The sequence below is a fragment of the Rhodoferax aquaticus genome, assembly GCF_006974105.1.
GTDB classification, from domain to species: domain Bacteria; phylum Pseudomonadota; class Gammaproteobacteria; order Burkholderiales; family Burkholderiaceae_C; genus Allorhodoferax; species Allorhodoferax aquaticus_A.
The window spans coordinates 731,567-749,929 of record NZ_CP036282.1 but is presented as its reverse complement, the minus strand read 5'-3'; the positions used below and the strand labels follow the sequence as shown (position 1 = coordinate 749,929).

Genomic DNA, 18,363 nt, shown 5'->3' with positions numbered 1-18,363 from the left:
TACGCCCATTTAGGGAAATGTCACTCGCAGCTGAGTGTCGCCCGTGGGCAAACGATCAAACACCAAGGCCGTGCGGAACGCATCAATCGACTTGGTACGCACCTGGGCGCTTGCGGGCTTAGCCAGCACCCGCATCGGTGCGTGCTTGCTGGGCAATGTGACGAACACGGTGAGCCCATCCACTGACCTGGGGCTGTTGTTTTTCAGATGGATTTGCAGCCCGCTTACGGTCCAATGCTGATCGACCTGCACAGCCTCTCGCTGGCGCCACCAGCGTGCAATCTCGTCTCCCCGCGCAACCCAAAGACGGTCGCGATAACTTGCCACCTTGCGCACATAGTCGCCCATCGTGCGCAGCATCAAACCGCCTTCTACATAGTTTTGCGAGTGCACCGACAAAAGACCCAGAGAACCACTGCGTACGGTGAGGTCCAAGTCGTAGTTCAGAATGGTTTGAACCTGCGCAGGGGTGAGCTTCATATCCATAAAACTCACATCATCTAACTGGGTGCGCGGCAAAACAACCAAGGCTTGGTCTGGCGGAACACCGGGCTCTGAGACGGAAAAAAACGGCAGCCGATCTTCATGCGCGCTTTCGTCGGCCGCGTGGTGCAAGAGGCCATGTTTGCGCAGCAACATCTCTGTGGTTTTGTCATACGACTCCGTCGGTGCGCGAAAGCCTGTGGCTTCTTTGGCACGTTCGCCTAGGATCTCTTGCATCTGCTGCTTCATAAAGCGTATGCGCAGTTCCTGCTCGGCCGAGGGGTCTCCCCTGAACCCGAAATGCACGTCCGCATGGTATGCAATCTCATGTCCGCGGTTGATGAGGTCACGCACCACCTCTGGGACACGCACAGCCTCAGAGGTCAGGCTGTAGAACGTGCCTTTGAATCCCTCGCTTTCCAAGTGCGCAGCAAAACTTGGCGCGGAGAAAAACTTGTCCTCCGTGTCCATTTCAATCAGGTGCGATGCCACATACCCTTGCGGCCAGGCCGCTTTGTAGGCTTGTGGTTGCCGCCGCAACCACGCCAAGGTAGCGTCGAACACCAACATGGCATCTTTGCCATAAAACCACGCACTGTCGGGCACAGAAAAATACGCAACCCGGGTCTTGCCTGTTTCGTCAAAGGCCATCACGCTATGCGGCTCTGTTTGCATATTGCGTGACCAATCCATCACCACAGCGGCTTCATTGGGAGAGCTAATGCGCAGCAAAGTATCTTTACCCGTGACGATGGGCATGCGCCTGGCTGCGGGTACAGGCCAAGTCACCGGCCCATCGCCAAAAGGCATAAAGAAAGTGTCGTCACTCATGGGGAAAAAGCCATGGCTACGAACCCGAAACGTGCTGTGCAGAAAATCAAATCCTACGAACTGCCCCGCTTTGTCTCGGGTCCCCACCAAGCCGCTACCTAAAAGACTACCCCCTTGTGCAGCAAACTTGGTGATGGCCGCCCGCTCAGCATCGTCTAGCGCGACCGCTGTAGGCAAGATCAAAACGCCGTCTCCCAACCCAGCGATGAGTTCCTCCCGACTGACATGCCGGGCATGTTCACCATACCGTTGCAAATAGGGGAGCCAGCGTTTGATCGCACGCTCATAGGACACACGCTGTGAGGCCATGTACTGGTCCGTGGTGGGGCTCATGTAGAAATAAATCAAGCCACCGTCTGGTTCAGCATCTTGTGCACCGGCGATAGCCCCCACGCAGCACAGCCCGGCCAGTAACAATGGGCGCAGCCACCCCCGTACCCCGACGCCCCACGATATACGCCGCATGTGCAGACTAAAAGTGTTCATGCTCAGTCGATTGCTCAAAAGACAGTATCCATTGGTAGGTGCCTGACTGCGGTGCTCGCAAAATCAGTGCAGACCGCATCGCGTCCACTGCCATCACTGCCGGCGGCGGCTCATCGCTAGCAACAGGCTGCAACCTGACCCGGCTGTTGCGTTGCGGGAGCGTCACCCAGATGGCTAGCGGCTCCTGGGTATTGACGGTATCGGTCACCGTGGCGGTCAACAAAAAGCCCTGGGGATGCGGCACGAGCTTGACCGCGACTTCTGCCCGGTTACGCCACCACTGCGCCACTTGGCTAGCAGATGCGATCCACGCGCGGTCCTGAAGCGCAGCCATGGTGTCCAACAGGCGCTTGCGCTGCTTCGACACCAGCAGGGGTTGTGCAGGGATGCGCACTAGCGACAGCCCCCCCATGCGCACCGACACATCAAGCCCTCCCAAAAAGTCTTCCATGCCGGCCTCGGCTCTGTCCTCGGGACCTTGCATCGTACGTGGTAAAGCAACCAAGGGTGTCGTCCAGTTGTCCGGCCAACCTACCAGGGTGGGGAGACGACTTTCAGTTGCGTCCATGCCAGCGATGTAGTTGTCAAACCGACGATCTTTGAGAAGTTGCTGGGTAATTGCGTCATACGCATCTAGGGGGGCGGCAAAGCTCGCCCTGCGCGGCATAGGAATGCCAGCTTGAGAGAGCAGCCCCTGCATGGCATCCATGCGCTGCGCTTGCTGCGGAACTGTCTGCCCGGTAAAAGGCTCAAAACTGTCGCCCAGGTAACCCACTTCATGGCCTAAGGCTTGTATTTTTTTGATGGTGGGCACCGCCTTATCCGCATTGCCACCATGCACATAAAACGTTGCCCGGCCTCCCATTTCACGCACTGCCTTGGCTAGGCGCAGCTCTCCCTCGGACATCTGTTCAGCAGCCTGTACCGCCAACAAAAATCCGCTTTGGTAGGGGTAGGGCCATGCCCCCAGATACACCCGCGGCTGCCTCAGCAGCCAAGCAAAGATGTCCCCAGTTAAGGCCCTTAACAGCTTGGTATCAGAGCGCAACCAGGTTTGCTCTGGGTAGCCCAGGGTGACCGTGCGCGAATACTTGCCCGAAGGCATGCGGCGCTCGTTGTAGCTGATCAGCCCAGACGGTTTGCGCGCATCGTAGCTACGCGCCCAGCTCATGACCTGCGCTGCCTCTTGCTTGCCCACAAGACGCAATGGCAACTGCTTGGGCACACGCTCCATCCACACCCGGGTGCCTGCGGCCAAGGTATGCGAAATGGGGTCGTCACCATGCACCATCATGAAAGTGTCGTCCACTTCATCTTGGGTAGTACCAACCACCTCCACGTCCAGTACGTCACGCATGAACCCATAACCCAAATCTGCACCGGTTTCACTCTGGGTACCTGTGAGCCAAGTCGAAAGCACCGAGCCCCCACGGTTACGCCACTGAAGGATGGCTGCTTTCTCAGTCTCGCTCAACACCACGGCGGAAGGCAGTATCAACAACGCAGTGGGGACTAATCGCGCAAGATCGCTGGCATTTGCCAGACGTACGTAGGGCAACTCACTGGCACGCAGGTAGTTTTCCCAAATTCGGGTGCCCGTAGTAGGGTCTGCGCCCAGCTTCATCAGATGCGCCTGCGACCGGGTAGAGGCAAACAATCCGATACGTGCCGTCGAAAAGGCCTCTGGTTCTAGCGTATCCGTTGGCGTTTTGCTAAGGCGTCGCAAAGGCACACTGGGGGTTGCCCGTATGGGCTGCACGCCCGGCAAGGGGGCATTGACTTCAGCCCGGTTCAGGCTTTCTTCGTGTGCCAACTGTGCGAGTTGTCCAGTCGAACCGCAGCCAGACAAGACCAGGGACAACAACATGCCAGCCGCTACTGCGTTCACTTGACGCAGCGGTGACTGAATGCGCAAGCCTAGCGCGAGGCTTGCGAACGCTAGCCCAAGGCCTAAGCAGCTACGAAAAAAAATGCCCCCCAGTACCAAGCCTCTGCCCCCTTATTTTCCTTTTAGAGCCTATGCCGCCACACCAAATGTAGCATGGCGAAAACACGGGGGCAGTGGCTAAACAACAAGCGGCGCGAGCGGCCGCGTCTGAGGTCCCTAGTGCATGCTTGCCAACAAAGCCGCGTTGCCACCCGCCGCAGTCGTGTTCACCGTGATGGTTTGCTCGGCGCAGAAACGGTACAGATAGTGCGGACCGCCAGCTTTGGGGCCGGTGCCGCTGAGGCCTTCGCCGCCAAAAGGCTGCACGCCCACCACGGCGCCGATTTGGTTGCGGTTGATGTACACATTGCCCACATGCGCCGCGCGGGCCAGCGCTTGGGCGCGGGAGTCAATGCGGGTTTGGATGCCAATGGTCAAGCCGTAGCCCAGGGCGTTGATCTGGGCAATCACGTCGGCCGGGTCACCATTCCAGCGCACGATGTGCAGCACGGGGCCAAAGATTTCGTTGCGCATATCGGCAATGCTGCCCACTTCAAATGCGTGGGGCGCAATCAGATTTGCTATACCTTTGCTAGCTGATTGCGCAGTATCTGCGGGCGCAACCAGCACTTTTGCCTCTGATTTCAGGCGTTGAATGTGTCCGTTAATGCCTTGGTAGGCTTCGGCGTCGATCACAGGACCCACGTCGGTGGCCAGCAACGCGGGGTCACCCGCCACCAGCTCCTGGGCGGCACCTTGGATCATGGCGATCACGTGGTCGGCAATCTCGCTGTGCACGCACAGCAAGCGCAAGGCGGAGCAGCGCTGGCCCGCGCTGCGGAAGGCGCTTTGCACCACGGCATCGCTCACTTGCTCAGGCAAGGCGGTGCTATCGACCACCATGGCGTTGATGCCACCGGTTTCGGCAATCAGGGGCACGATGGGACCGTCTTTGGCGGCGAGTGCGCGGTTGATGATCTTGGCCACTTGGGTAGAGCCGGTGAACACCACGCCGGCCACGCCAGGTGCTGCCACCAAGGCTGCGCCCACGGTCTCGCCGGGGCCATGCAGTAGCTGCAACGCACCTTCGGGCACACCGGCGGCATGGAACAGTTTGACGGCTTCTGCCGCCACGGCGGGCGTCTGCTCCGCAGGCTTGGCCAGCACGGTATTGCCGGTGACCAAAGCTGCGGCCACTTGGCCTGCAAAAATAGCCAGGGGGAAATTCCACGGGCTGATGCACACCCAGGGGCCGCGCGCAATCAGGCGCAGCTCGTTGCTCTCGCCGGTGGGGCCGGGCATGGCGACGGGCGCCATGATGCGCTGCGCCTCGTTGGCGTAGTAGCGCAAAAAGTCCACCGCCTCACGCACCTCGCTCACCGCGTCGCCCCAGGTCTTGAAAGCTTCTTTCACCAAGAGTGCGCAGAAGTACGGGAGTTGCGCTTCCATCGCGTCTGCGGTTGCCCGCAAGGCAGCAGCGCGTTGCTCCACAGGCGTTTTGCTCCACATTTGATAGCTACTTGCGCTTGCTGCAAGGGCGGCAGCGGCATTTTTGGCATCAAACTCCGCAACGGGCGGCACTGGGGTGCTTTGGTAGGCGGCCAGCAGGGGGGCACGCATGGTGGCCACGGTCAGGTCTAAGCCAGCGCTGTTTTTGCGCTCGCTACCAAACAGCTCCAGCGGCAGGGGCAGCGATGGATCAGGCTCCAAGCGCAGCGGCGAAATGAGCAGTTCTTCCATGCCCACCGACTCATCGGCCAACTGGTGCACAAAGCTGGAGTTCGCTCCGTTTTCCAACAGGCGACGCACCAAGTAGGCCAGCAGGTCTTTGTGCGCGCCGACGGGGGCGTACACGCGGCAGGCGATCAGCGGGTTTTTCAGTACTTCGCGGTACACGCCCTCGCCCATGCCGTGCAGGCGCTGCAACTCGAAACGTGGCCCCCACGCTCCACCGCTTTGCGGGTCGCTGCCCCCCGAGGGGGTGTTCGCGCCTTGGGACGGCCCGGCGACGCTCAAACCGGGCCGCGATGCCATTTGCAAAATGGCGGCAATAGTGGCGGCGTTGTGCGTAGCAAACTGCGGGTAGATGGCGTCAGGCGCTGCCAAGAGCGCGTGGGCGCAGGCGAGGTAAGACACATCGGTGTGGTGCTTGTGGGTGAATACCGGGTAATGCGGCAGGCCCTGCTCTTGGGCACGCTTGATTTCGGCATCCCAGTAAGCGCCTTTGACCAAGCGGCACATGAAGCGAATGCTGTATTTGCGGGCGAGGCTGGTGATGTGTTCGATCAGCTCCAGCGCGCGGGTTTGGTAGGCCTGCATGGCCAAGCCAAAACCTGTCCAGCGTGGGTAGTGCTGGGCCACCAGCGCAGCCAGCGCTTCAAACACTTCAAGCGACAACTCCAAACGGTCCACCTCTTCCGCATCAATCGTGAGGTTGATGTTGGCCTTGGCTGCTTGCTCGCACAAGCCCCACACCCGTGGCACCAACTCTGCCAAAACGCGTTCTAGGTGGGCATCTTCGTAGCGGGGGTGGAGTGCGCTGAGCTTGATGGAAATGCCGTCGTTCACTTCGCAAGCGCCGGTGGCGTTGGCTTGGGTGGCGATGGCTTTGATGGCTTCTTGGTAGCTGGCCAAATAGCGCAGTGCGTCCGCATCGGTGCGGGCCCCTTCGCCCAGCATGTCGTAGCTAAAGCGCAGTTGTTTGATCTTCTTGCGCGCCGACACGGCTTCGCCCATGGCTTCGCCAATGGTTTGGCCCAGCACAAACTGACGCCCCAGCAGCTGCACGGCACGCAAAGTAGCGGCCACCACCGAGCGTGCGCCCAGCTTGGCAAAGATGCCGCTGCTGCCTTCGCCATCGGGCAAGAAATGCTTGCTCATGGCAATGGCCGTGCTAGAGAGGCGCGCCAGCGTTTTGTCTCCCGCCGCATCAAAATCGGCACGCCCCAATTGGTCGGCTGTGAGCGCAATCGCGGTTTCTGCGTCAGGCACACGCAGCAAGGCTTCGGCCAAGCGCATCAAGGCCAAGCCTTCGGCGCTGGAAATGGGGTACTCCTTGAGCAAGCTTTCCATGGCCCAGAACGGGGGCGGGTTTTGGCGCACCGCTTGCACCCAAGGTGCTGCCACTTTGGCAGCTGCTGCCCAGTCCAGTGCAGCCTGCAAGGCCCCGAGCCTCAGGGAGACCGTGGCGGCTTCAGGGCGGTAGGGATTGGGCAAACGCATGAAAAATCTCCGGTTATTTTGGCAAGACCTGCATCATTATGAAAATCAACGCAAATAACTCACTATATTTTTCAAAAATAACAGTGAATTATTCGATTTCCAAACACCCCAAAGCCCTGCGCCCTAGCGATCCAAGCCTTCCCAATGCGCCCTAGTTAAACGTGGTGCTGGGCGCGTAGGTGCTGGGGCTGCGCTTGAGCAGGGCCAGAAAGTCAGCGCCTTTGTCGATGCTGGGCATGCCCGGCTTGATGAAGTCACGCAGCGCATAGACCCGGATGCTGTTTTGCGCAATCTCCAAGCCGTTTTGGGGCGCCGTCGCCATGATGGCTTTGAGCTTGTCCGTCAAGGGCTCTAGCTGCGCAAAGGCGGTAATGATCCAAAAGTCCATGCCTTCGCGCATCATCACGTCGGTAGAGCGGCACGCGGTTTGCAGGCAGGTCAGCACTTCCCCCAGCTTTTCGGCGGCGTCCCCGGCGCCATAGGACATGCGGCGAACGTCCTCAGGATTCAGCGCAATGTGGACCAATGCAGACTGCAACACGTTGTCGTGCCTGCGCTCCACGTGGAGCAGCCATTCCAAATGAAAGAGCGCCCGCTCTTTGGCGTACAAATCATCCAGCACCATGGAGAACCTCTTTTCAAGTCAGACCATACACAAAAGACCGGAGATCAGCACCTATGGCAAGAGTTTAAGGCGCACGCAGCGCTTTGCACAAGCGCTTAGGCCCAACACTAAGGGCCTGGCACGGCGCTCTGGGTCGCATCGAGTGCTTTCGCAAAGAACGCCAACACGGCCTCTTGGTACACGCTGCCATAGCGCGGGCTCAGGGCCTCGATATGGCCCGCACCGTCGATGGTGAGCAATTGCTTGGGCTCGCGGGCTTTGGCCAGCAAACGCTGTGCATGGCTGTACGGGATGACGGCGTCTGCCGTTCCGTGCAGCAAGAGCAATGGGATGGGCGCGATGCGCTCTATGAAGTTGGCTGCGCTGTAGCGGTCATCCATCAGCGCCCCGGCACCAGACACCTTGTCGCTGGCAATGGCGGAGTAGCTATAAAACGTGGCATCGATCACCATGGCCTTGACCCCTGCACGGTTGCCACTGCCCACCGCCGCGATGGCATTGGTGCCGCCCAAGCTTTGCCCCAGCACCAGTAGCCGATTCGGATCCATGTCTTTGCGATTGCGCACGTAATTGAGCGCGGCGTTGGAGTCATCAAACACGCCTTGCAGATCCGGCTCGCCTTGCGAGGCGCCATAGCCCCGGTAGTCAAACACCAGCAGGTTGTACCCCTTGGCGGGCAGCCAGGCCACGTAGTTCCAATGGGCGGACATGTTTTGCGCGTTGCCGTGCAAGTGCACGACCGTCCCTTTGGCCTCCCGCGGGGAAGCCACACCGATCGCCGGAATAAACCACGCAGCCAGTTTGGTGCCATCGGGGCTGACGATCACGAGGTCTTCGTACTTCAGCCCTTGTTGGCCTGGCGTGCTGTACAGCACATCGTCGGGCTGAAAAAAGACACTTTGCAGATTGCAAGCGGAGAGCAGCGCAGCACACAGCGCCCCATATACGATTCGCGCCCAGCGTGAGCGCGTCATCACAGCAAAGGCAGATGGGTGGTGCACTTCACCTCTTCCATCACCGCGTAGGTGCGGGTTTCGCGCACGCCGGGCAATTGCCACAACACCGTGCCCGCAAACTCGCGGTAGGCCGTCATGTCGGCCATGCGGGTTTTGAGCAGGTAGTCAAAGCCCCCTGCCACCATGTGGCACTCCATGATTTCACTGCGCACCTGGACCGCAGCCTTGAAGGCCTCAAACACATTGGGCGTGGTTTTGTCGAGCAGCACTTCGACAAACACCATCATGCCCGCGCCCAGTTTCAAAGGATTGAGCCGCGCCTCGTAGCCAAGGATGTAGCCTTCTTTGCTCAGGCGCTGCACGCGGGCCAGCACCGCGGTGGGCGATAGCGTGACTGCTTCGGCCAATTTCAAGTTGGAGATACGGCCATCGTCTTGCAAACATTGCAATATTTTGAGGTCGATGCGGTCCAAATCGTGCAGGGTGTGGGGCATGGGGCTTGCCAAGAAAGTGGGGGCCTAGCTCAGGCGGTAGGTTTCGAGGTGGATGCTGGTCTCGGTGCTGCTAATGCCGCGTATCAGGCGTATGCGCTCCAGGATTTGCGATAACTCCGACAGGTTCGCCGCGCGCAGCTCGGCCAACAAATCCCAGCGGCCGTTGGTGTCGTGCAAGGTTGCAACCCCCGGCTCGCCTAGCAAACTGGCGATCACAGAGCGGGTCTCGTTGCCCTCTACGGCCACACTCATCCAGGCACTGATTTCGGTAGGCTGCGCATCGGGGCGCAGTCGCACGGTGTAGCCCACGATGGTGCCTGCATCCTCAAGTTTGGTGATGCGGTTGGTGACCGTGCCTCTGGATACGCCCAGCTTTTGGGCCAAGGTTGCCACGCTAGTTCGGGCGTCTTTGCGCAACAAAGACAGCAGCTGTTGGTCGGTAGCATCCATGGTCATTCTGTCATTGTGGCATTTATTGCTGTCGAAATGGCAGTTTTTTACCAAAAAGAAGGCAAAGCTGTCGATTTACATTGGCATGCGCAATGGCGACACTTGTTCCAATCCTTAGGAGACAAGACCATGACACAGATCCAAAACCTAAAAACCCAGTTCCTCAGCGTAGAAGACGTGGCCCGTTTGGTGGGTGAAATAGGCATCGCCAGCACCTTGCAGCGCATGGCCAACTACATTGAGCAAGACTACATTCGCTGGCAAGACTTTGACAAGTGTGCCCGCGTCGCGGCGCACTCGCCCGAAGGCGTGATTGAACTCATGCCCATTGCCGACGCCAAGACCTATACCTTTAAATACGTCAACGGCCACCCCAAGAACACCGCCGCAGGCTTGCCCACGGTCATGGCGTTTGGCGTGCTGGCCGATGTAGACACCGGCGCACCGCTCTTGTTGAGCGAGCTCACCCTCACCACCGCACTGCGCACGGCGGCCATGTCGGCGGTCGCAGCCCGCGTGCTGGCACGCCCCAACAGCAAGAGCATGGCCCTGATTGGCAACGGCGCACAAAGCGAGTTCCAAGCCTTGGCATTCCATTACTTGCTGGGCATTGAAGAACTGCGCCTGTACGACACTGACCCAGCAGCCACCGCCAAGCTGGTGGCCAACTTGGCCCATACCAAGTTGCGCATCACGGTGGCCAGCAGCATTGCGCAGGCGGTCAAGGGTGCAGACATTGTGACCACCGTCACCGCGGACAAAACCAATGCCACCATCCTGAGCGCAGACATGCTGGAGCCCGGCATGCACATCAACGGTGTCGGCGGCGACTGCCCCGGCAAAACCGAGTTGCACCCTGATGTGTTGCGCGCCTCCACCGTGTTTGTGCAATACGAACCCCAAACCCGCATTGAAGGCGATTTGCAGCACTTGCCTGCTGACTTTGCGGTGACCGAGCTCTGGCAAGTGCTGGCACTCAAAGCCAAGGGCCGCACCAGCGCCCAAGAAATCACCCTGTTTGACTCGGTAGGCTTTGCGCTGGAAGACTTCTCCGCCCTGCGCTTCTTGCATGAGGCCGCGCAGGCCCAGGGTGTGGGCCAAACGATTTCTTTGGTGCCACAGTTGGCCAACCCGAAAGATCTGTTCAGCGCACTGCGCCCAGCGGCTCCCCTTAGTGCGTCCCAAGTGCTAGCGCAACAGGCCGTCCAAGCGTTAGCATTGGCGACATGACATCACACCCAAGCTCCCACCGCGCCGCAGGCGGCGTTAGTCTCATTGGCGTGCCTACCGACGTAGGCGCAGGCTCCTTGGGCGCCCGCATGGGCCCTGAGGCCTTGCGCGTAGCGGGCATTGCCCAAGCCATTGCACAGTTTGGCCTAGACGTGAAAGATTGCGGCAACCTGAGCGGCCCGGCCAACCCGGGGCAGCCTGCCGTCAATGGCTTTAGGCACCTGCCTGAAGTGGTGCAGTGGAACCAAACCTTGCATGACGCCATGTACGCCGAACTCAGCGCCGGGCGCTTGCCCATCATGCTGGGGGGCGACCACTGCTTAGGCATTGGCTCCATCAGCGCAGTGGCGCGCCACTGCCGCGACACCGGCAAAAAGCTGCGCGTGCTGTGGTTTGATGCCCATGCCGACTTCAACACCGCCACACTCACCCCCAGCGGCAACATCCATGGCATGCCGGTGGCCTGCTTGTGCGGCCACGGCCCCCAAGAGCTCATCGAAATTGGTGGCCATGTGCCCGCCATCAAGCCCAAAGACATTCGCCAAATTGGCATTCGCAGCGTGGACGAAGGCGAAAAGCGTTTGGTGCACGACATGGGCATTGAAGTCTTTGACATGCGCTACATCGACGAAATGGGTATGCGCCATGCCATGGAGTTAGCCCTGGCATTGATCGACAGCAACACCCATTTGCATGTGAGCTTGGATGTGGACTTTTTGGACCCCACCATCGCCCCCGGCGTGGGTACCACCGTGCGCGGCGGCCCCACCTACCGCGAAGCCCAGCTGTGCATGGAGATGATTGCCGACACAGGCCGCTTGGCTTCGCTCGACGTGGTGGAACTCAACCCCGCCTTGGACGAGCGCAACCGCACCGCGGAACTGGCCGTGGACCTGATTGAAAGCCTGTTTGGCAAAAGCACCTTGATGCGCAAGGCCTGAGCGCCAAAGCCCCGCTAAGATGCCAAGGCCCGCAGCACCCGCTGTGGGCCTTTTTTCTTTGCTGCAAATTTATGACGAGTCCATTGGTTCAGATCAGCCCCGATACCCACGATGTGTTGCTGGATCTGCTCTACGCCACCGACAACAATGTGGCCGGCCAGGCCATTTACGCCCGCCCTCTGTGCCTGCTGCACCACGAAGCCGAAGTCTGCCTGCGCAGCGCGGTGCGTCTGGCCGCCGCGCACGGCTTGCGCCTCAAAATATTCGATGCCTTTCGCCCGCACGAGGCCCAGGTCATGCTGTGGGAAACCGCCCCTGACCGCGCTTACGTGGCAGACCCCAGCATTGGTTCCAACCACACCCGGGGTACCGCCATCGACCTCACCTTGGTGGACGCCACCGGGCAAGAGCTAGACATGGGCACCGCGTTTGATGACATGAGCGCGCTGTCCCACCACTTTTGCGACCGCGTGTCAGCCACTGCGCAGGCCAACCGCACGCTGCTGCTCACCCTCATGGAGGATGCTGGGTTTGAGCACATTGCCCATGAATGGTGGCACTACGCCCTGCCCAAGGCCGAGCACCATGCGCTGATACCCAGCCACTATTTGGCCCACCTGAACCCCATGCACCAGGGCTAAGCCGGGCTTACATGCGCCAAATGCGCGGATAGGTCGCAGGCAAGTCCCACAGCGCAGGCCGCCATGTGGCCCACACCTGCTTCAAGAGCTGCATGGCGGGCTCGACCTGGGGTGCCAGCACGCGCAACACCAGCACCCTGGGGTTCACAGCGGTCACCCCCACCCGTGACTGCAGCGCATGGCCCTCAAACACTGCACGCGCAGTGTCTAAGGCCAACTCACGGCGTTGGCGAGTCAGCGCTTTGCCGGCCACAAAAAAGAGCGTGCCCATGCAGTGCATGCCGTCCAAGCCCACAGGGCTGTTGAGCAAACGCGTGTCGCTTGCATCCAAAATGCCGCGCTCTAACCACACGCCAGGCACCTCCATGTGTTGGCGGTAGCGCCCCAACACATAGGGCTGCTGCGCGTGGGGCAGGCCCAGTGCGGTGACATCCCACCCCATGAGCTCGGCGTCGGGCGCCAAGTCCATGGTCAAACGGTTTTCGGCCTCGCACCCGCTGTACAAAATGGCCTCTGTAGGCAACCACTCCAGGCGCGCACGGTCTTCTAAGCGAATGTGGGTGCGCTGCAGGGCCAGTGGCCCTTCGGAGCGGTAAAAGCGCGCAGCGCCCGGTGTGGTGATCAGCCCATGTGCGCCAGGGGCCACGCTGACCGCAATGTCCAAGGTGTCGCCTCCGACCAAGCCACCGGGCGGGTGCACCAACACGTTGTGGCACACACCATCGCCCTCCGGGTACAAGCTTTGCAGTACCCGCAGCGGCCCCTGGTGCAGGTGCCGCACCACGGTGCGGGCAGATTCATAGGTGTAGTCCAGCGAGAGTGAGGCGTGCCAAGTCATATGCCAATCGTAAACGCTGCCCCGGCGAAGGCAGTCCGCCTGAGCAGCTAAAGCCTGCGTCCTAAATGGCCACCATCTGGCGCACCCCATCGGCCGCCATGTTCTTGCCCAAGCCGCTTGCGCGCACCGCGCCACGCTCCATCACCACGTAGTCGTCGGCCAAGTCTTGGGCAAAGTCGTAGTACTGCTCCACCAGCACAATCGCCATGGTGCCCCGGTCGGCCAGCATGCGGATCACGCGGCCAATGTCTTTGATGATGCTGGGCTGAATGCCCTCGGTAGGCTCGTCCAAGATAAGCAACTTAGGCCCAGCCGCCAAAGCGCGGGCAATCGCCAGCTGCTGCTGTTGCCCCCCCGACAAGTCGCCCCCGCGCCTGTGCAGCATCTGCTGCAGCACCGGGAACAGCTCAAACAATTCGGGCGGAATGGGCGTACCCGCTGGCTTGTAGGCCAGCCCCATGCGCAGGTTTTCTTCCACCGTGAGCCGCGCAAAGATTTCACGCCCTTGTGGCACAAAACCCATGCCCGCACGCGCGCGCTCGTACGGTGTGGCTTTGTGGATGGGCTTGCCGTCTAGCTCCATCGTGCCGGTTTTGATAGGCACCAAGCCCATGAGTGACTTCAGCAACGTGGTCTTGCCCACTCCGTTGCGCCCTAAGACGACGGTGACTTTGCCCAAGTGTGCTTGCACGCTCACATCGCGCAGGATGTGGGAGCCGCCGTAGTATTGGTTGATGTTTTTAACGTTCAGCATTTGTGTTCGCCTGCTTGGCTGGTGCCGGGGGTAGCCCGGCGGCTACTCACTTTCTTTTGCTTCGCCAAAAGAAAGTAAGCAAAGAAAAAGCGACCCTGCTGTCTGCGTCCCCTGCGCTGCGCTACGGGGAAACCTGCGGTGCGCGGGCCCAGTGGGGTCTGGCTAAACTCGCTGCGCTCAAACAACGCCAGCCCTGATCCACTGGTCCCTGTGCTCCTCGGCGCACACAGAAGGGTTTTCTGCAGCCGCACGCCATCGCTGCGCTCGGCGCGTCCGCACACTGCGCGGGCGGGGTGTTGGTCTTCGGCTATTGGGCTTATGCCGTTGTGAGGAGGCGAGTAGCGCAGGCGTGGGTGGATCAGGGCTGGCGATTGTTTGAGCCCGCAGGGCGAGTTCGAGCCAGACCCCACCCATGCCGAGCAACGCAGCGTGCCCGCAGGGCCGACGCATCCGGCTCGCCTTCTTTTGCTTACTTTTCTTGGCGAAGCAAGAAAAGTGAGTGCGCTGTCGGGCGCATGTCCCGACACGCCACAAAGTCCAGAGGTATCGTGAGAGAAAAGCAAGGTCACACGCATCCCCCCAAGTACAACGAAAATACCCGCTGCCCCCAGCCCCCTCTGCTTGCGCCGAGGAGCACAGAGCCAGACGGGTGAGGACGGGCGATTGTTTGAGCCGTAGGCGAGTTCGAACCCGGCCCCGGCTGGGTCGAGCACCGCAGCTTGCCCGTAGCGCAGCGAAGGGACGCAAGCAGTGGGGTCGCCTTTTCTTTGCTTACTTTCTTTTGGCGACGCAAAAGAAAGTGAGTTGCTGCCGGGCAAGCCCCGGCATGTTGGCGCGCAAGCCCACCCGAAGCTGAATTCACATCAGCGCCCAAGGTACACCTCAATCACCCGCTCATCCGCCTGCACCTGATCCAGCGTGCCTTGCGCCAACACCGAGCCCTCGCACAACACGGTGACGATGTCGCTGATGGTGCGGATGAAACTCATATCGTGCTCCACCACCATGAGGGAGTGCTTGCCTTTCAGGCTCAAGAATAACTCCGCCGTGCGCTCCGTTTCTTCATCCGTCATGCCCGCCACCGGCTCATCCAAGAGCAAGAGCTTGGGGTCTTGCATGAGCAGCATGCCAATCTCTAACCACTGCTTTTGCCCGTGGCTCAAGTTGCCTGCCAAGCGGTGCACGCTCTCTGCCAAATGGATGGTGTGCAGTACCTCGGCCAAGCGGTCGCGCTGGGCCGAGTCGAGCTTGAAGAACATCGAGGCTTTAACGCCCTTGTTCGTCTTCAAAGCCAGCTCCAAGTTTTCAAACACCGTCAGCTGCTCAAACACCGTGGGCTTTTGGAACTTGCGGCCAATGCCTAGCTGGGCAATTTCGGCCTCTTTGTAGCGCAGCAAGTCGATGGTGCTGCCAAAGAACACCGTGCCCGTATTGGGCTTGGTTTTGCCGGTGATGATGTCCATCATCGTGGTCTTGCCCGCCCCATTGGGGCCAATGATGCAGCGCAGCTCGCCCGGTGCAATGTCTAGCGACAAGTTGTTGATAGCCTTAAAGCCATCAAAGCTCACGCTCACATCTTCCAAGTACAAGATGCGCCCGTGGGTTACATCCACCTCGCCCGGCGTGGCCAGCCGAGAAAAGCCTGCAGCGCGCCCGCCCGACTCGGTTTGCCCTGTGCGCGCTTCAAGCGCCGCTACATGGGCTTGCACGCGCTTAGCGCCTTGTTCCAGCAGATCGGGGGTCATGCTTTGCCTCCCTTGAGCTTTTTCACCAAGCCCACCACGCCATCGGGCAAGAACAAGGTCACACCAATAAACAAGGCCCCCAAAAAGTACAACCAAAACTCAGGGTAGGTCACGGTCAACCAGCTCTTGGCACCGTTGACCAAGAAGGCACCCACGATGGGGCCAATGAGGGTGGCACGCCCGCCCACTGCCGCCCAAATGGCAATCTCAATCGAGTTCGCAGGGCTCATTTCGCTGGGGTTGATGATGCCCACTTGCGGCACATACAAAGCCCCGGCCACGCCACACATCATGGCGGAGATCACCCAAATGGTGAGCTTGTAGCCAATGGGGTTGTAGCCACTGAACATGACCCGCGTTTCTGCATCGCGCACGGCTTGCAGCACGCGGCCAAACTTGCTGCCCACCAACCAGCGCGCCATCAAGAAGAAGCTAAGCAAGGTGGCTGCGGTCATCACAAACAAGGTCATGCGCATGCTGGTGGTGGCAATTGGGATGTCCACAATGCGTTTGAAGTCGGTAAAGCCGTTGTTGCCACCAAAGCCGGTTTCATTGCGAAAGAACAGCAGCATTGCCGCAAACGTCATCGCCTGCGTGATGATGGAAAAGTACACGCCCTTGATGCGAGACCGAAACGCAAAGAAGCCAAACACCAAGGCCACCAAGCCCGGCACCAGCACGACCAGCAGCAGCGTGGCGACAAAGCTGTCAGACAAGGTCCAATGCCAGGGCAGAGTCTTCCAGTCCAAGAACACCATGAAGTCAGGCAAGGCGCTTTTGTAGTTGCCGTCCAAGCCAATCTGGCGCATGAGGTACATGCCCATGGCATAGCCGCCCAGCGCAAAGAACACACCGTGCCCTAAGCTCAAGATGCCGGTGTAGCCCCAGATCAGGTCCATGGCCAGCGCGCATATGGCGTAGCACATGATCTTGCCCACCAGCGCCACCGCAAAGTCGCTCATGTGGAACACGCTGTCCGCAGGCACCCACAGGTTCAGCACCGGTACCACGGCGCACAGCACCACCAGTGCCACCAACCAAGCGCCCCAAGCTGAGCGCGTTAACAAGGGCTTGCTCATGCTTCCCTCCCTTTCATGGCGAAGATGCCTTGCGGGCGCTTTTGAATGAAGATGATGATGAACACCAGCACCGCAATTTTGGCCAGCACCGCGCCGGTCCAGCCTTCCAAGAATTTGTTCAACACGCCCAGCCCCATGGCTGCGTACACGGTGCCCGCGAGTTGCCCTACGCCACCTAGCACCACCACCATGAACGAGTCCACGATGTAGCCTTGGCCCAGGTCCGGCCCCACGTTGCCCACTTGGCTCAAGGCGCAACCGGCCAGGCCCGCAATGCCCGAGCCCAGTGCAAATGCGTAGGTGTCAATCCGCGCGGTGTTCACCCCCATGCAACTGGCAATCGGCCGGTTTTGGGTCACGCCGCGCACAAACAAACCCAGGCGGGTTTTCTCAATCAAGAACCACACACCCACCAAGACCGCAATGGCAAAGCCCACGATCACCAAGCGGTTGTAGGGCAAAGACAAGTTGCCCATGAGCTGCACGCCGCCGCTCATCCAGCGGGGGTTTTCTACGCCCACGTTTTGGGCTCCGAAAATGGTGCGCACCAGCTGCATCAGCATCAAGCTAATGCCCCAGGTAGCCAGCAGGGTCTCCAGCGGGCGACCGTACAAAAATCGAATCACGCTGCGCTCTAGCGCCGCGCCCACCAAGGCCGACGTGGCAAATGCCACTGGCACGGAGGCCAGCAAGTACCAGTCAAACGCGCCGGGTAGGTATTTCTGAAACAGCCCCTGCACCACATAGGTGGCATAGGCGCCAATCATCATCAGCTCGCCATGGGCCATGTTGATCACGCCCATCAGCCCATAGGTAATTGCCAGTCCCAGTGCGACCAACAGCAAGATGCTGCCTAAGCTGATGCCACTGAACAAAGCACCTAAGCGGTCGCCCCAGGCCAAGCGCGATTCCACCGCGCTCAAACTCTTGTGCAGCGCTGCTTTGACGGAGCCGTCTGTCTCAACCTGCAAGCGCTCTACCAACAAGGTCTTGGTGGCCGCCTGGGTGCTCTCGCCCAAGGCTTGCGCGGCCTCTAAGCGCTTCGCAATCTCGGTGCTGCCCAGCAAGGCGGCGGCGCGCAGCAGGCCCAGCTGGTCTTTGATGTCGGCCACCGTTTCGGCAGCCAGTGCTTGTTCTATCAAAGGCAGCTTGCTCTCATCCACCTCGCCGCGCAGCGTCTTCACTGCGTCACGGCGTACCTGCGCATCCGCAGAGAGCAGCTTGAGTGCGGCCAGCGCAGTGTCTAGCTCGCCACGCATGCGGTTGTTGTTCATCACGTCTTCGGCGGTCTCGGGCAGTGCCACAGGGGCCCCGGTGACAGGGTCTTGGCCTTGCCCATCGACCACCAGCACAGGGGTTTCGCCCACCAGCTTTACCGCGTCGTCCGACAGCGCTTGGATGAACGCAAGCGTCTTGGCATCGGCGTGGCTAACCGCCGCACGCAATGCCTCGATACGCGCATCTCCCTCGCCCACCGCAAGGGATTTTGCCTCTGCAGCGCTCAGTGCATATGCACGACCCGCTATGCAAAACATAGCAATGAGTAGCACATGGATTATTCGCTTTGGCATACGCCAAGTTCTCCCAGTCAAACCAAACAACCGCCACCCCCTGCAACAGGCGGCGGCGGCCCGGGCCTTTTCGGCTCTCTCCCTGACCTT

15 protein-coding genes are annotated in these 18,363 nt (G+C 60.1%); 3 read left to right on the top strand and 12 right to left on the bottom strand.

What is annotated here, in order from left to right; all coding sequences use genetic code 11:
* Nucleotides 1-9: 9 nt before the first annotated feature.
* The 7 genes from EXZ61_RS03560 to EXZ61_RS03530 all read right to left on the bottom strand — a co-directional run bounded on the left by EXZ61_RS03560 (nucleotide 10) and on the right by EXZ61_RS03530 (nucleotide 9,474).
* Nucleotides 10-1,800, bottom strand: coding sequence for a polysaccharide deacetylase family protein (locus EXZ61_RS03560; protein WP_142809092.1), 1,791 nt, complete (start codon nucleotides 1,798-1,800; stop codon nucleotides 10-12).
* Nucleotides 1,787-3,667, bottom strand: a complete 1,881-nt coding sequence (locus EXZ61_RS03555) for a polysaccharide deacetylase family protein (RefSeq protein WP_142809090.1) — start codon at nucleotides 3,665-3,667, stop codon at nucleotides 1,787-1,789. Before EXZ61_RS03555 ends, EXZ61_RS03560 begins: the two co-directional genes overlap by 14 nt.
* Nucleotides 3,668-3,904: 237 nt before the next feature.
* The gene (locus EXZ61_RS03550; protein WP_142809088.1) at nucleotides 3,905-6,949 is read right to left on the bottom strand and encodes an L-glutamate gamma-semialdehyde dehydrogenase; all 3,045 of its coding nucleotides are present in this window, start codon (nucleotides 6,947-6,949) and stop codon (nucleotides 3,905-3,907) included.
* A 151-nt stretch (nucleotides 6,950-7,100) separates the two neighbouring features.
* Nucleotides 7,101-7,574 carry a hypothetical protein gene (locus tag EXZ61_RS03545; RefSeq protein ID WP_142809085.1) on the bottom strand — a complete coding sequence of 158 codons (474 nt, stop codon included), beginning with the start codon at nucleotides 7,572-7,574 and terminating at the stop codon, nucleotides 7,101-7,103.
* A 107-nt stretch (nucleotides 7,575-7,681) separates the two neighbouring features.
* Entirely contained in the window at nucleotides 7,682-8,575 is an 894-nt protein-coding gene (locus EXZ61_RS03540) for an alpha/beta hydrolase (RefSeq protein WP_237219075.1), read from the bottom strand.
* Entirely contained in the window at nucleotides 8,548-9,024 is a 477-nt protein-coding gene (locus EXZ61_RS03535) for an Lrp/AsnC ligand binding domain-containing protein (RefSeq protein ID WP_142809083.1), read from the bottom strand. The genes EXZ61_RS03540 and EXZ61_RS03535 overlap by 28 nt, the downstream gene beginning before the upstream one ends.
* 24 nt (nucleotides 9,025-9,048) lie before the next feature.
* Nucleotides 9,049-9,474 (bottom strand): Lrp/AsnC family transcriptional regulator, encoded by a 426-nt coding sequence (locus EXZ61_RS03530; protein ID WP_142809081.1) that lies wholly within the window; start codon nucleotides 9,472-9,474, stop codon nucleotides 9,049-9,051.
* 129 nt (nucleotides 9,475-9,603) lie between these two features.
* On the opposite strand from EXZ61_RS03530, the gene EXZ61_RS03525 reads away from it, so the two are divergent.
* The 3 genes from EXZ61_RS03525 to ddpX all read left to right on the top strand — a co-directional run bounded on the left by EXZ61_RS03525 (nucleotide 9,604) and on the right by ddpX (nucleotide 12,286).
* On the top strand, nucleotides 9,604-10,704 hold the full coding sequence (locus EXZ61_RS03525; protein WP_142809079.1) for an ornithine cyclodeaminase: 1,101 nt from the start codon (nucleotides 9,604-9,606) through the stop codon (nucleotides 10,702-10,704).
* Nucleotides 10,701-11,645: an arginase gene (gene rocF, locus EXZ61_RS03520; RefSeq protein ID WP_142809077.1), complete on the top strand. Its 945-nt coding sequence runs from the start codon at nucleotides 10,701-10,703 to the stop codon at nucleotides 11,643-11,645. The genes EXZ61_RS03525 and rocF overlap by 4 nt, the downstream gene beginning before the upstream one ends.
* 71 nt (nucleotides 11,646-11,716) lie before the next feature.
* Nucleotides 11,717-12,286 carry a D-alanyl-D-alanine dipeptidase gene (gene ddpX, locus EXZ61_RS03515; RefSeq protein ID WP_142809075.1) on the top strand — a complete coding sequence of 190 codons (570 nt, stop codon included), beginning with the start codon at nucleotides 11,717-11,719 and terminating at the stop codon, nucleotides 12,284-12,286.
* Nucleotides 12,287-12,293: 7 nt separating this feature from the next.
* Here ddpX and EXZ61_RS03510 read toward each other — a convergent pair whose 3' ends face one another.
* The 5 genes from EXZ61_RS03510 to urtB all read right to left on the bottom strand — a co-directional run bounded on the left by EXZ61_RS03510 (nucleotide 12,294) and on the right by urtB (nucleotide 18,273).
* The gene (locus tag EXZ61_RS03510; RefSeq protein ID WP_142809073.1) at nucleotides 12,294-13,124 is read right to left on the bottom strand and encodes an urease accessory protein UreD; all 831 of its coding nucleotides are present in this window, start codon (nucleotides 13,122-13,124) and stop codon (nucleotides 12,294-12,296) included.
* Between the two features lie 61 nt (nucleotides 13,125-13,185).
* Nucleotides 13,186-13,878 (bottom strand): urea ABC transporter ATP-binding subunit UrtE, encoded by a 693-nt coding sequence (urtE, locus tag EXZ61_RS03505; RefSeq protein ID WP_142809070.1) that lies wholly within the window; start codon nucleotides 13,876-13,878, stop codon nucleotides 13,186-13,188.
* 863 nt (nucleotides 13,879-14,741) lie between these two features.
* Nucleotides 14,742-15,623: an urea ABC transporter ATP-binding protein UrtD gene (urtD, locus tag EXZ61_RS03500; protein ID WP_142809068.1), complete on the bottom strand. Its 882-nt coding sequence runs from the start codon at nucleotides 15,621-15,623 to the stop codon at nucleotides 14,742-14,744.
* Nucleotides 15,620-16,702, bottom strand: a complete 1,083-nt coding sequence (urtC, locus tag EXZ61_RS03495) for an urea ABC transporter permease subunit UrtC (protein WP_142809065.1) — start codon at nucleotides 16,700-16,702, stop codon at nucleotides 15,620-15,622. The genes urtD and urtC overlap by 4 nt, the downstream gene beginning before the upstream one ends.
* A complete protein-coding gene (gene urtB, locus EXZ61_RS03490) occupies nucleotides 16,699-18,273 on the bottom strand; it encodes an urea ABC transporter permease subunit UrtB (RefSeq protein ID WP_142809063.1) in 1,575 nt (524 codons plus the stop codon). Before urtB ends, urtC begins: the two co-directional genes overlap by 4 nt.
* Between the last annotated feature and the right edge of the window lie 90 nt (nucleotides 18,274-18,363).

Bases quoted from the DNA above. Each gene is read 5' to 3' on its own strand.
- rocF (WP_142809077.1), top strand. From the start codon at position 10,701: ATGACATCACACCCAAGCTCCCACCGCGCCGCAGGCGGCGTTAGTCTC.
- EXZ61_RS03535 (WP_142809083.1), bottom strand. From the start codon at position 9,024: ATGCCCCACACCCTGCACGATTTGGACCGCATCGACCTCAAAATATTG.
- EXZ61_RS03525 (WP_142809079.1), top strand. From the start codon at position 9,604: ATGACACAGATCCAAAACCTAAAAACCCAGTTCCTCAGCGTAGAAGAC.
- urtC (WP_142809065.1), bottom strand. From the start codon at position 16,702: ATGAGCAAGCCCTTGTTAACGCGCTCAGCTTGGGGCGCTTGGTTGGTG.
- urtB (WP_142809063.1), bottom strand. From the start codon at position 18,273: ATGCCAAAGCGAATAATCCATGTGCTACTCATTGCTATGTTTTGCATA.
- EXZ61_RS03510 (WP_142809073.1), bottom strand. From the start codon at position 13,124: ATGACTTGGCACGCCTCACTCTCGCTGGACTACACCTATGAATCTGCC.
- EXZ61_RS03550 (WP_142809088.1), bottom strand. From the start codon at position 6,949: ATGCGTTTGCCCAATCCCTACCGCCCTGAAGCCGCCACGGTCTCCCTG.
- ddpX (WP_142809075.1), top strand. From the start codon at position 11,717: ATGACGAGTCCATTGGTTCAGATCAGCCCCGATACCCACGATGTGTTG.
- urtD (WP_142809068.1), bottom strand. From the start codon at position 15,623: ATGACCCCCGATCTGCTGGAACAAGGCGCTAAGCGCGTGCAAGCCCAT.
- urtE (WP_142809070.1), bottom strand. From the start codon at position 13,878: ATGCTGAACGTTAAAAACATCAACCAATACTACGGCGGCTCCCACATC.
- EXZ61_RS03560 (WP_142809092.1), bottom strand. From the start codon at position 1,800: ATGAACACTTTTAGTCTGCACATGCGGCGTATATCGTGGGGCGTCGGG.
- EXZ61_RS03555 (WP_142809090.1), bottom strand. From the start codon at position 3,667: ATGTTGTTGTCCCTGGTCTTGTCTGGCTGCGGTTCGACTGGACAACTC.
- EXZ61_RS03530 (WP_142809081.1), bottom strand. From the start codon at position 9,474: ATGGATGCTACCGACCAACAGCTGCTGTCTTTGTTGCGCAAAGACGCC.
- EXZ61_RS03545 (WP_142809085.1), bottom strand. From the start codon at position 7,574: ATGGTGCTGGATGATTTGTACGCCAAAGAGCGGGCGCTCTTTCATTTG.